We start from the raw sequence: 13,281 nt of genomic DNA, 5'->3' as shown, positions 1-13,281 counted from the left end.
TCCTGATTATTTCTTTTTACCTTTAGTTGGTGCAGCAGCTACCTGTCCTGGCTTAGGACGTTTAGTGCCATATTTTGAACGACGTTGGTTACGACCAGCAACTCCTGAAGTATCTAATGCTCCACGGATGATGTGATAACGTACACCTGGTAAATCTTTAACACGACCACCACGAATCAACACGATAGAGTGCTCTTGTAAATTGTGACCTTCACCAGGGATATAGGCATTCACCTCTTTTCCATTGGTTAAACGTACACGTGCAACTTTACGCATTGCTGAGTTTGGTTTTTTAGGGGTAGTGGTATATACACGTGTACATACACCTCTTCGCTGTGGACAGCTGTCCAACGCAGGAGACTTACTCTTGAACTCCAGTGCTACTCTACCTTTTCTAACTAATTGTTGAATGGTTGGCATTGATGATTTTGTTACTAATTAATGTTTAAAAACTTTACCCCTTACTAAGGGACTGCAAAGGTAGCACATTGTAATTTAAAAATCAATACGTTACCAAAAATAATTCTGCAGGGCAATTGGTTTACTAAACATTTAATCCGAAACTTTTATGGTAAGCTGACAGTATGCTGGAGTTAAGTTGAAGGTAAGCTGAACACTTCTTTGCCCTTTCATTACCCATTGGTACACCTTTCTTTGCCCTTTAGTTGTCATTCGTTAAAGAATAGACAATGAAACTGCAACTAAAGAGTAAGGAAAACTTCAGGTTAACTTCAACTTTACCTCAATTTACCTTCTGCTTGCCTAAAATAAAACTAATGAAAGGTATTGAGGTATAGTTTTTCTACCTTTTTACGTGCCCAGTCGGTTTTGCGCAGAAATCTTAAACTGGAATTCATTGTAGGATTGTTATTAAAACATGCTATTTTAATCAGCTGCCCCAGTTCTTCCCAGCCGTAATGCCACACCAGCTGTTTAAGGATAAACTCTAATGTTTTTCCATGAAGCGGATTATTAACCTGTTCCTTTCCTTCCATGCTGCAAAATTAATAAGATTCAGTAAGTTTGAGGTATGGAATTAAAATTAGGAGATTTTGTCCGTTTTGTAGACGAGAATTTAGAGGGGTATGTAACCCGCATAATAGATAAGGAGATGGTTGGCGTTACAGATGCCAATGATTTTGAAATACCTGTACTGGCAACAAAAGTGACCCTGGTACACGGCGACATTCCAGATAATGACAATGTTGTCAACAACAGACCTTTGGCCAAAGTAGCAACCCCTGCTATTTTTGTAAAAGAAGGTATTTACCTTGCTTTGGTGAGTGATCAGCATAGTGCTTCAGTGGCGCACTTTCATCTGGTTAATGAGAGTTCATTTGGTTTGATGGCTGTACTGACTACCGAAAAATCAGACTTCTATAAAAGCGAATTTGCAGGGCCTCTTGCCGCACACAGCAGCAAAAAGATTTATTCTGCCAATATGGGCGACATACAACTCTGGCCGAAATTCAGGTTAGAAATCCTGTTTTATGCCACCAGCGACATTGCACCACCAAAACCACTAGTTTACCATGAAAACCTAAAAGGCAAGGATCTTTCTGTAGCTAAAGTAGACATCACCCTGTTAAAAAGTAAAGGCTGGCTGATTAGACTAGATACTCCAGAACCTGAGCTTGACTTAGCTAAATTAAGAGACAGTTTTAAATAGAAAAAGGCCCTGAGGGCCTTTTTCTATTTCTATTTAGTTCTTACTTATTCCAGGTATTATTACCCTCATTTGCATCCGGCAATACCTTCTCAGGATCAATCACTACAGCTACCACTTCTTCAGAACCCGGATAATGTACGGTCCAATTGCTGTTGCGCATCCAAATATCTACAGAAACCTTTACGATTTCCTTCTTACCACTTTTCGTGGTTATGCCCAATATAATTGGCATTGGTAGTTTACCAAGGTTTGCGATCACAATATTACAACCATCACTAACACCATTTTTTTGTACTTCCTTAACACTAACGATGCCTTGGTCCATACTCCAGTTCTCTAAAAACCAACCCCTCCAAAACCAGGCTAGATCCTCACCAGCACCATTTTCCATGGCATGGAAAAAATCGTATGGTCCAGGGTGCTTAAAAGCCCAGTTTTTAATGTAGTTTTTAAAAGCATAATCAAACCTGTCCGCTCCAATAATCTGGTTGCGCAAAATTTCCAATCCCCAGGAAGGTTTAGAATAAAGATTAGTACCAATATTGGACTCCCTCATCCCGTCGGGCATCAGCATAATATTTTCCAATGATGGATTAGACAAATATTTAGCCACCTGGTGCATGTCAGGGCGTCCCTCTTTATATTCGCCATTGTTAAATGCAGCAGTTGATAAGCCATTAATAAAGGTATTAAAACCCTCATCCATCCAGCCGTATTTACGTTCGTTACTACCTACAATCATAGGAAACCAGCTGTGGCCAAATTCATGATCCACCACTCCCCAGGCATCAGCGTTTTTACTTCTCCATCCACAAAACACAATGCCAGGATATTCCATACCACTGATATTACAGGCAATGTTCACCGCCATTGGATAAGGATATTCAAACCATTTGTTAGAATAATGCTCAATAGAAGCTTTTACATATTCTACGCCCCTGCCATAACTATCGTTTCCATTACTCTCTACAGGTTGTGCAGACACCGCCATTGCCTTTTTTCCGCTCGGCAAGTTAATACGTGCCGCATCCAATACAAAAGCTTTTGAAGAAGCCCAAGCCACATCCCGTGTGTTGTTCATTTTAAATTTCCAGGTCAGCTTATCTTTTGCAGGTCTGGATTTAGCATCTGTAACTTCAGCTTCAGAACGGATAGCAACTTTTTGGTCGCTAACTTTAGCCGCCTGCCAGCGTTTCAACTGTTCTGCTGTAAAAACCTCCTGTGGATTGGTCAATTCTCCTGAGCCCATAACGATGTGGCTTGCAGGCGCAGTAATTGCGAAATCAACATCTCCATACTCGCAATAAAACTCACCAGCCCCCCAATAGGGTAAAGTATTCCAACCTAAAATATCGTCATACACACACATCCTTGGAAACCATTGCGCAATAGTAAACACCTCACCATTCTTGGTCTTTAAATGGCCCATCCTGTCTGATCCGTTGATTGGAATTACAAAGCTAAAATCCATTTTAATGGTCACAACATCTCCAGCAGCAGCCAATGGCTCCTCAAGACGGATTTGCATCCTGGTATCCTCAATAAGGGAGGTAAATTTTACCGGCTTTGCTTTTTCAGTAACCGTAAGTCCTGAAATTTTATAACCACCACTCACCTTTTCTCCCCTGGCACCGTATCGGCTTCCGGCAGCAATCATTTCACTTCCGCGAGACTTCTCTGCAAAAAGATTCTGATCCAGTTGAAGCCACAAATAAGGCAACTTATCCGGACTATTATTTTTATAAGTTATGGTTACCGTACCATTAACCGTATTGGTAGCCTCGTCCAGGTTTGCTACAATGTTATAATCAGCTTTATTTTGCCAGTACTTTGGTCCCGGATATCCGCTTGCTGAACGAAATTCATTTCCGGCCTGAGGATAAAAAATTGGGCCAAATGCAGCTTGAGAATCATAGCTACCTGTAACCGCGGGCTGCTGTGCCCAGCTGTTAAAGCTCAGGCCGCAAACCAACAGATTCAAAAGAAGGGTAAACATTTTTTTATTCATATAAATTTTGTTTGGTATTGGGATAAAACTAATTTGCTTTAAGCTTAGGCATAGGAGCCAGTTTGCGTTGTTCAACGGGTATTTTTAACCAGGTTTGTTTTGCTTCTGCAATATAATATGCATAATTAAAAGGTCGTTCACTTTTTACCCTGGCTACAGAAGGGCGGAAATAAGCAATAAAATCTTTAAGTTCCTGCCCCTTAAACTTGGTCAGTTCTTCTACCGTTTTCTCATTAAAATTAAGTCTTATTTCTGTTTCCAGGCTATCCCTGGCGTCCAGCATACGCGCTTTCTGCTGATCCTTTTTATACCTGTTATGTCCCAGGGCAAAAGTTATCCCGCCCGCACGATCGGTATTTTTCTTTCCTTCCAAACCATCAGTGCCTACACGCGTAGGTGCTTTTGCATTTGGATCAGGGCCTGCATTAAGGTAAGGAGAAACCGTAGCAGCCCGTATATTTACTTCTTTCAAAGCAGTAGAATTGGTAGGCAAAAGAACTGTTTTAGGCTTCAAATCTACCAAATATAAGGAGTCTGTATGGTAGCCTAAAAGTGTAAATTCAAGTACGTCGCCCTGCTTAGCCAAAATTTCAAACTGTCCGGCAGCCTTAGTCGTTACAACTTGTTTATTACTTAAGTTTCTTACCGTAACCTTCTGTAAGGGAAAAGATTTATTATCATAATCGTATACATTTCCACTTACTTTAGACTGCGCCAACAGCCCAATCGGAGTTACAAGTGTAAAGAATATCAGGAGTTGTTTCAGTATTTTCATGTCTTTCAAATTTAGTTGAGTTTTACACTTCAGTACAGAGTTTAACAAAAATTAACATTAACTGTTTAACGCATTAGCTAAACTTAGCTGCGTAGGCCGCTTCATCAAATCCAATTAAAACCGCTTTTCCTTCTTGTTCTAAAACCGGGCGCTTAATGGCGCTGGTATTTTTCAGCAGCACAGCAATGGCAGAACCTTCATCTGCAACACTCCCTTTTTCCTCATCACTCAACTTCTTCCAGGTTGTCCCATTTTTGTTCAGTACTTTTTCCCAGCCAAAAGCCAGGCACCATTCCCTAAGCTTCTCTTCAGAAATTCCTTTCTTTTTAAAATCATGAAATTCATATTGCAAACCTTTTTCCTTTAACCAGGTTTGCGCTTTTTTTACTGTATTACAATTGGGTATTCCGTATAAAATCATTCAACAAAATTAGATTAAATTCAACTAATTGTTTAGCATTCCTTACATTTATCACGCCATCGTCATGAAGGCCCCTATTTAAATCATATTCTATGTTTAAACTATCCTTTAAACAACAAGTATTAGCAGGCTTTGCAATATCGCTGATCTTTGTGCTGATTTCTGCAGTTACTTCTTACTATAGTGTAAAATCTTTAAATGAAAGCAACTTTTGGCAAACCCACACCTATCAGGTCATTAACCTAACGCAGCGTATTGAGACAGAATTACTTAATACCGAAACCGGTTTAAGAGGATTTGTAATTACGCAAAAACACAGCTACATAGATCCTTACAGTAAAAACTCTACCAAGATCATTCCGAGCATCCATGAGCTTAAAAAACTAGTTCATGACAGGCCAGAACAGGTAGCACGGGTAGACTCACTGGAGTTTTACGCCACAAAGAAAATACTGGACATGCAGGAAATTCTGCAGGCCAATTCTATCTCAGGAAAGGATCAGGCGGTAACGCGGATGATGACCGACAGAGGGAAATTCTTTAAAGACCAAATGTTGCACATCAGCGAGAACATCATCGACCTGGAAATGAAATTGCTAAAAGAAAGGCAAGTTACAGCAGCAGAAAAAAGTTCGCAAACCATTGCAATTGTCTTGGTCAGTGCACTCATCATATTTTGCCTGATCCTGTTCCTGTCCTCTTATATAAAAAGGACATTTGACGAGCAGAAATCAACAGAGCTCAGAATCAGGGAAAGCAATGAAGAACTGGAAAAAGTATCTGCTGAAAATGAAGCTAAAAACTGGATGCTCTCCGGAGCATCAGCCATCAATGAGTCTTTACGTGGAGAACAAGAGGTAGATGAACTCTGCAATCACGTAGTTTCCAGAATGTGCAGCTATTTAAATGCACGCGTTGGTTCACTGTACCTATTTAACCGCAAAACAAATAGTTTAGTGCTTACCGGTACTTATGCCTATGAGCATAAAAAAGGAAAATCGAAAGAAATCAGCCTTGGTGAAGGTTTGGTAGGACAAGCAGCCATAGAAAAACAGATTATACAACTCAATGATTTGCCTGCAGATTACATCAAAGTGAGTTCATCCCTGGGCAATACCCCTCCAAATACACTAATTGTATTACCTGTTCTTTTTGAGAACGAAATTATAGCTGTAATGGAAATTGGCCTGTCTAAACAGCCAACAGCCATGGAACTGGATTTTTTCACCCGTATTGCGGTAAACATCGGCATTGGTATTAACAGTGCCATGGCCAGGGCGCAATTACGTGACTTATTCACACAAACGCAGCAACAGGCAGAGGAATTGGAAAGTCAGCAGGAAGAGCTGCGCACCACCAACGAAGAACTTGTTTATAAGTCAGAACAGCTTCAGGCTTCAGAAGAAGAACTTCGGGTTCAGCAGGAAGAACTGCGCCAGACAAATGCAGAACTGGAAGAAAAAGCGCAACAACTAGAAGAACGCAACCTATCTATAAATGAAGCTAAAGAGGCCATCAGCATGAAGGCCGAGGAACTGGAAATTTCAAGTAAATATAAGTCAGAATTTCTGGCCAATATGAGCCATGAACTACGCACGCCTTTAAACAGCATTTTGATCCTGGCCAGGATTTTAAAAGAAAACAAACCTGAAAACTTAACGGAAGATCAGATTAAATATGCTGGTGTTATCCACAATGCAGGCAGTGATCTACTTACCCTGATTAATGATATTCTGGACCTCTCCAAAATCGAATCCGGAACAATCGATCTTCATATCGAGCCTGTTCGTCCAGAGGAACTTACCAAAAACATGGATCTACTTTTCAGGGAGATTGCAAGGAGTAAAAAAATAGAATTTACAACAGTACTGGCAGAAAATCTGCCCGCAACAATAGATACAGATTTAGCCCGGATAGAGCAGGTCATCAAAAACCTTTTATCAAATGCATTTAAGTTTACGCCAGAGCACGGTCTGATTACTTTGCAAATTGGCAAGGCAAAATTAAACCAACGATGGTATTCAGAACAGCTGCAAAATTTCACGAATGATATCATCTCTATTTCCGTTAAAGACTCAGGGATTGGAATTCCAGAAGACAAACAGAAATTAATTTTCGAAGCCTTTCAACAAGCAGATGGTTCTACCAGCAGAAAATACGGTGGAACCGGGCTTGGCTTATCCATTAGTAAAGAACTTGCCTATATACTTGGTGGAGAAATCCAGGTAGAAAGCGTTCCCGGAGAAGGAAGTACGTTTACGCTCTTTGTCCCTGCAAAACAAGAGCTGCAGGACAAATCACTACCTGAAGAGGCCGAAATATTGGGACACAACTTTATAGCACAAATTCCTGCAGAGGCCCTTCCTGTTCAACAAACCAGAAGCGACGCTGAGCTCACTTTGCTGATTGTAGAAGATGACCTTAATTTTGCAGAAGTACTTAAAGACTACGCAACACAAAAAGGGTTTAAGGCTATCATTGCCCTTAGTGGCGATGTAGGTCTAAAAATGGCAGAGGAACAAATTCCGGATGCGATTGTACTTGATGTTATGTTGCCTGTAATGGACGGCTGGACCATCTTAAAAAAGCTAAAATCAAATCCAAACACCAAACATATCCCCGTACACATGATGTCGGCCGGAGATGAAAAAACTTCCAGGGCACAACAGGAAGGAGCCATAGGTTTCTTAAAAAAACCAATCGAAAAAGAAGAATTAGACCAGGCATTTGATCTCTTGAGTGCCGCACATATCAAGTATAATTTTAAAACAGTACTACTGATTGAAGACCAGGAACTGCAAAGTCAGCTGGTTAAAGAACAGTTAACAGAAAAAGGCGTTGAAGTAACGCAAGCTTTTAATGGTGACGAAGCCCTGAAGATTCTACAAACACAGCGTTTTGATTGTATCATTCTGGATTTAAACTTACCCGATATTTCTGGCTTCGATTTATTAGATCAGATAAAATCACAGCCGGCCTTAACACACATTCCTGTCATCATCAATACAGCAATGGAATTAGATCAGGCAAAAATTGCACACATCATGCAATATACGGAGGCTATGGTTTTAAAATCTAACAAATCAAATGACAGGTTAATTGATGAAGTAAGCCTGTTTATGAATAAGTTGAAACAGGAAGGGCAATCTACCACAGCTACTACCCAAAAAATGGCTTCTACCAGCATAGAAAAAGTGCTTAAAGATAAAACCGTATTGATTACAGATGATGATATGCGAAACATCTTTGCATTATCCAGTGCCTTGCAAGCCTATGAAATTAACATCGTGATTGCCAATAACGGCAGAGAAGCCATTGAAAAGCTTGATGAAGTAAATCATATAGATTTAGTGCTTATGGACATCATGATGCCCGAAATGGACGGTTATGAAGCCATGCGCCACATCAGACTAAAAAAGGAGTTTGCAAAACTTCCTATTATTGCACTTACTGCAAAAGCAATGAAAAACGACAGGGAAAAATGTATTGAGGCCGGGGCAAATGATTACATATCAAAGCCTGTTGATGTCGATCAGTTATTGTCTATGATGAGGGTATGGTTGAGTTAAGCTATGATGAACTAACGGGACTGGTTTCACTGATCAAAAACATTCATGGCTTTGACTTTGCAAACTATTCATCTGCATCTCTGAAACGAAGGGTTACAAGGATTATGCAACTCCAAAAACTGAGTCTTTTTGATTTGCGTATGTTGCTGACCAATGATGCAGACTATTTTGAGCGCTTTCTAATCGAGATCACGGTAAATGTTACCGAAATGTTTAGAGATCCCATGTTTTATAAATCTGTAAGGGAGCATATTCTGCCGTACCTAATGTCTTATCCACGTATTAAAGTATGGAATGCCGGCTGTTCAACCGGTGAAGAATTATATTCATTTGCAATTCTGTTTGAAGAAGCCAACCTTTACGAACGTAGTTTCTTTTATGGTACGGACATCAATTCGGATGTGATTGAAATTGCAAAAAGTGGCATATACGACCTGCAAAAAATGAAACTATACTCAGAGAACTATCAAAAAACCGAAGCATCAAGTACACTCTCCAACTATTACTCTGCAAAGTACGATGCTGCTTCTATCAACCATTCTCTAAAGAAAAATCTACTTTTTTCCATCCACAATTTAGCGTCAGATGGTGTTTTCAATGAGTTTCAGGTCATTTCCTGCAGAAATGTCTTAATATATTTTAACACAGAACTTCAAAAACAAGTTATTGAGCTTTTTTATAATAGTTTAGCTAATTTTGGCTTCTTGTGTTTAGGTAGCAAAGAAAGTTTAAGAAATGTAGAAATCGGACGTTTCAAAATCATCGACAAGAAAAATAATATATATCAAAAAATAGCTTAGCATTACTAGAGGGTACCAATTGTAAATTTATGGAGAAGATTAATATATTAATTGTTGATGACCGTCCGGAGAACATCATTGCGCTCGAAGCTTTGCTGCAAAGGGATGATGTAAACCTGATCAGTACCACCTTGCCCAATGAAGCTTTGCGCCTCTCCTGGGAAATGGACATTGCCATTGCATTGGTAGACGTTCAAATGCCTGAAATGGACGGATTTGAACTTGTAGAAATCTTAAAAAGTAACCCCCGCACCAAAGATATCCTTGTTATATTTGTTACCGCTATTTCTACTGAAACAAAATATGCTGTTAGAGGCCTTAATACGGGCGCAGTAGATTATCTATACAAACCACTGAATCCTTATGTAACCTCAGCCAAGGTTGATTCCTTTATTCAATTGGTGCGTTTTCAAAGAGATGTAAAGCAAAAAAATAAGGAGTTAGAAGAGTACCAGAAAAAACTTATTAAAGCAAGGGAACAGGCAGAACAGGGCAAAAGAATTAAAGAAAACTTCCTCGCCAATATGAGCCATGAAATAAGAACTCCAATTAACGGAATTATTGGCTTAACCCACCTGCTGGATAAAACTCCACTTACAGAAGATCAGAAAGAAATGATTGGGTTACTGGAAACCTCATCCAATTCCTTGCTCGGGGTCATCAATGACATCCTTGACCTTTCTAAAATCGAAGCAGGTAAATTTAAAATCAACCGGGCAGCAACAGAATTACCTAAACTTTGCCAGGCTGTAGTAAACCTGCTAAAAATCCGTGCTAAGGAGAAAGGATTGGAGATGATCATTGATCTGGATAAAGATCTGCCTTTAATGGTAATGGCAGATTCTCTAAGGCTAAATCAGATCCTGATGAACCTGATAGGTAATGCCATAAAGTTTACCACAGAAGGTAGTGTAACGTTAAAGGTTGAAATCCTGGATCGAAAGGGGAATAACCTGCAGATCAGGTTTTCGGTGATTGACACCGGAATCGGCATCGCTCCGGCCAACATTGATAAAATATTTGAGACTTTTGAACAGGCAGAGGATAAAACAACAGTGCAATTTGGTGGTACAGGCCTGGGACTATCTATCGCAAGGAACCTCGCTCAGCTTAAAGGAGGCATCCTTGAAGTTAGCAGTGAAGAATCTAAAGGAAGTGTCTTCTGTTTTACAAACTGGTACGAAGTTTTACAAAATCCAACTATAACCAAAACAGCAAATGCTACAGAACCAGAAGCATTTAACGACGTCAAAATCCTCATCGCAGAAGACAATCCAATTAATAAATTCCTGATTGTTAAAATCCTAAAAGGCTGGAACGTTGAACCTGATGTAGTAGAAAACGGACAAGACGCGTTGGACAAATTAAAAATAAACCATTACGACCTGATTCTAATGGATACTTATATGCCAGTTATGAATGGCCTTGAGGCCATCAGGCATATCAGGGAGGGCTATGTTCCAGGAAAAGAAGCCATTCCTATCATCACTTTCTCTGCTGCTGTAATGGCTTCCGATAAACAAACTGCTATTGAGGCCGGAGCAAATGACATTGTGAGCAAACCATTTAACCCGCAAGATTTACACCTTAAAATCAGTAGCCTGATTAAAAAATAGCAAAATAGCTACTTGTTAAAGTTGGTCATCGTCTGAGCGGGACCAATGGTTACAAAGCTCTGGATCAGCGCTACACTTTTATCAATCAAAGCAGGTAGTTCAGGTTGTTCTTCTTTATCAAATAGATCGAGCACATAATCTACCTGGCGCCCTTTTGGAAAATTATCACCCACGCCGAAACGGAGACGTGGATAATTCTGGCCTCCACATACACTTTCTATGCTCTTTAAACCATTATGACCGGCACTGCTTCCCTGAAGTTTTAACCGTAGCTTCCCAAAAGGGATGGCCAGGTCATCTACAATAACAAGCACATTTTCAGGCGCAATTTTAAGTTCGTGCATCCAGTAATTTACTGCTTTACCGCTCAAATTCATAAAGGTAGTAGGCTTAATCACATGCAATTTCCTCCCTTTGTAAGCAAGCTCTGCATAATAGGCCAGTCTTAGATTAGAAAAAGTTCCGCCAAGTTGTTTAGCCAGTTCATCAGCAATATCGAAACCAATGTTGTGCCTTGTATGCGCGTACTCAGGCCCAATGTTCCCCAAGCCAACTATTAAATATTTCATTTTTAAAGTATCCAGTAAATTCTGCCAAAGATAAAAGTTTTAAACAAAAAAAGCGGTTGATGCATAGGCACCAACCGCTCTTAATTCAGTTAGAATTGAAACTATTTCTTTCCAGCAGCGTTTTCTGCTTGTTTCAATGCTCTAGACATACCAACAGAAACGATGGTATCTTCAGGAGTATTTAAAACAGTGTAGTCTCCTGCTACCAGGTTACGTACTCTGAATAAATTACCAACTTCTAATTTACCAATGCTCACTTCAACAACCTGAGGCATGTTTGAAGGTAAAGCTTTTAAGCGAAGTTTACGCAATTTTTGAACAAGTTTACCACCCATTTTAACACCTGGAGAAGTTCCTGTTAATTTAACAGGGATTTCCATTACGATTTCTTTATCTTCAAACAACTGAAGAAAATCTATGTGTAATAAAAGGTCAGTTAACGGGTGAAACTGCATATCTTTAATGATAGCTTTAGTTTTAGTACCGTTAAGATCAATTTCTACGAAGCTTGCTTCAGGAGAATAAATAGCATCTTTTAATTCAGTAGTAATTACAGCAAAGTGTGCTTGCTCTTTTCCACCATACAATACTGCAGGAACTTTGCCTTCATAGCGAAGCTCTTTAGCATCGCGTTTCCCTACGTTCTCTCTTGGAGAACCGCTAATTGCGATTGTTTTCATTTTTTATTTATTTATTGTTAATTGCGACGGCTTTAACACCATCATATTGTTTTATTCTACTAATATTAAACCGTAAAAAGGTCGCTGATAGAACCATGCTCATTTACATTGGCAATTGCCTTGGCAAATAATGAAGCTGTACTCAGTACCCTTATTTTAGGGCTGCTCTGTTTCAACGGTATGGTGTCCGTAACAATAAGCTCAGTAAGCATAGAGTTCTCAATGGTTTCATAGGCGTTACCAGACAAAACCGGATGCGTACAAACTGCACGAACACTTTTAGCACCGTTCTCCATAATTAAAGCTGCAGCTTTAGCTAAGGTACCAGCAGTATCACAAATGTCATCCATCAACACAATGTCCATCCCTGTCACATCCCCTATAATAGACATCGATTCTATCTCATTTGCACGTTTACGACGTTTATCACAAATTACTACTTCTGCATTAAAAAACTTGGCAAAAGTACGCGCCCTGTAAGAACCACCCATATCTGGTGATGCAATGGTTAAGTTTTCAAGTCCCAAACTTTTAATGTAAGGTACAAAGATTACAGAACCATCCAGGTGATCAACAGGAACATCAAAAAAACCTTGTATCTGTGCGGCATGCAAATCCATGGTCATAATCCGGTGAATCCCGGCAGACTTCATCAAATTTGCCACCAGTTTAGCACCTATAGCAACCCTTGGTTTATCTTTCCTGTCTTGTCTAGACAAACCATAATAAGGTACCACGGCAGTAATGTAATGCGCAGATGCCCTTTTAGCCGCGTCAACCATCAGTAGCAGTTCCATTAAATTATCTGAAGGCTGGTAGGTAGATTGAATCAGGAATACATCACATCCTCGTATAGATTCATCATAAGAAGGTTGAAATTCCCCGTCGCTAAATTTACTTAAGGTTACGTTACCTAACGGCTTGCCGTAACTTTCGGCAATTTTGTTTGCTAATTCCTTTGTGCCACTTCCGGCGAAAAGTTTAACTGGGTTAAATTGCAATGGCATGATTGAGTGGGTATCAATGCTGGGTTAAAAAAAATCGGATTGCGTTTTAACTCACAATCCGAATATGTTTTGTTGCCCGACCAGGATTCGAACCTAGACAAACGGTACCAAAAACCGTTGTACTACCTTTATACTATCGGGCAATCTTCCGTTCAAAACGCTTGCTC

General features: G+C 39.8%; 12 protein-coding genes and 1 tRNA gene. 4 read left to right on the top strand and 9 right to left on the bottom strand.

Annotation, left to right across the window (positions count from 1 at the left end):
* Positions 1-6 precede the first annotated feature (6 nt).
* Together rpsL and LPB86_RS07095 are read right to left on the bottom strand one after the other, a co-directional pair.
* Positions 7-420, bottom strand: coding sequence for a 30S ribosomal protein S12 (gene rpsL, locus LPB86_RS07100; RefSeq protein ID WP_008244597.1), 414 nt, complete (start codon positions 418-420; stop codon positions 7-9).
* A gap of 353 nt (positions 421-773) precedes the next feature.
* The gene (locus LPB86_RS07095; protein WP_230642073.1) at positions 774-995 is read right to left on the bottom strand and encodes a VF530 family DNA-binding protein; all 222 of its coding nucleotides are present in this window, start codon (positions 993-995) and stop codon (positions 774-776) included.
* A gap of 35 nt (positions 996-1,030) precedes the next feature.
* On the opposite strand from LPB86_RS07095, the gene LPB86_RS07090 reads away from it, so the two are divergent.
* Positions 1,031-1,669, top strand: coding sequence for a hypothetical protein (locus tag LPB86_RS07090; RefSeq protein ID WP_230642072.1), 639 nt, complete (start codon positions 1,031-1,033; stop codon positions 1,667-1,669).
* 40 nt (positions 1,670-1,709) lie between these two features.
* Here LPB86_RS07090 and LPB86_RS07085 read toward each other — a convergent pair whose 3' ends face one another.
* The 3 genes from LPB86_RS07085 to LPB86_RS07075 form a co-directional block, all read right to left on the bottom strand.
* Entirely contained in the window at positions 1,710-3,677 is a 1,968-nt protein-coding gene (locus tag LPB86_RS07085; protein ID WP_230642071.1) for a M1 family metallopeptidase, read from the bottom strand.
* A gap of 28 nt (positions 3,678-3,705) precedes the next feature.
* Positions 3,706-4,452 (bottom strand): hypothetical protein, encoded by a 747-nt coding sequence (locus tag LPB86_RS07080; RefSeq protein ID WP_230642070.1) that lies wholly within the window; start codon positions 4,450-4,452, stop codon positions 3,706-3,708.
* A gap of 73 nt (positions 4,453-4,525) precedes the next feature.
* Positions 4,526-4,873: an arsenate reductase gene (locus tag LPB86_RS07075; protein WP_230642069.1), complete on the bottom strand. Its 348-nt coding sequence runs from the start codon at positions 4,871-4,873 to the stop codon at positions 4,526-4,528.
* A gap of 92 nt (positions 4,874-4,965) precedes the next feature.
* Between LPB86_RS07075 and LPB86_RS07070 the strand changes: the two genes are divergently transcribed.
* From LPB86_RS07070 to LPB86_RS07060, 3 genes are read left to right on the top strand one after another with little or no spacing between them, the layout of a single operon-like run.
* A complete protein-coding gene (locus LPB86_RS07070) occupies positions 4,966-8,442 on the top strand; it encodes a response regulator (protein WP_230642068.1) in 3,477 nt (1,158 codons plus the stop codon).
* A complete protein-coding gene (locus LPB86_RS07065) occupies positions 8,430-9,242 on the top strand; it encodes a protein-glutamate O-methyltransferase CheR (protein ID WP_230642067.1) in 813 nt (270 codons plus the stop codon). The genes LPB86_RS07070 and LPB86_RS07065 overlap by 13 nt, the downstream gene beginning before the upstream one ends.
* A gap of 29 nt (positions 9,243-9,271) precedes the next feature.
* Positions 9,272-10,858, top strand: coding sequence for a response regulator (locus LPB86_RS07060; protein ID WP_230642066.1), 1,587 nt, complete (start codon positions 9,272-9,274; stop codon positions 10,856-10,858).
* An 8-nt stretch (positions 10,859-10,866) separates the two neighbouring features.
* Here the strand turns inward: LPB86_RS07060 and pth are convergent, their stop codons facing one another.
* The 4 genes from pth to LPB86_RS07040 all read right to left on the bottom strand — a co-directional run bounded on the left by pth (position 10,867) and on the right by LPB86_RS07040 (position 13,257).
* Positions 10,867-11,427, bottom strand: coding sequence for an aminoacyl-tRNA hydrolase (gene pth / locus LPB86_RS07055; RefSeq protein WP_230642065.1), 561 nt, complete (start codon positions 11,425-11,427; stop codon positions 10,867-10,869).
* A gap of 101 nt (positions 11,428-11,528) precedes the next feature.
* A complete protein-coding gene (locus LPB86_RS07050; RefSeq protein WP_230642064.1) occupies positions 11,529-12,107 on the bottom strand; it encodes a 50S ribosomal protein L25/general stress protein Ctc in 579 nt (192 codons plus the stop codon).
* Positions 12,108-12,172: 65 nt separating this feature from the next.
* Positions 12,173-13,114 (bottom strand): ribose-phosphate pyrophosphokinase, encoded by a 942-nt coding sequence (locus tag LPB86_RS07045; protein ID WP_230642063.1) that lies wholly within the window; start codon positions 13,112-13,114, stop codon positions 12,173-12,175.
* A 72-nt stretch (positions 13,115-13,186) separates the two neighbouring features.
* Positions 13,187-13,257: transfer RNA gene (locus LPB86_RS07040), tRNA-Gln, on the bottom strand.
* Positions 13,258-13,281: the final 24 nt, after the last annotated feature.

It is taken from the genome of Pedobacter sp. MC2016-14, from assembly GCF_020991475.1.
GTDB lineage: Bacteria > Bacteroidota > Bacteroidia > Sphingobacteriales > Sphingobacteriaceae > Pedobacter.
This window is presented reverse-complemented; position numbering and strand designations above follow the sequence as displayed.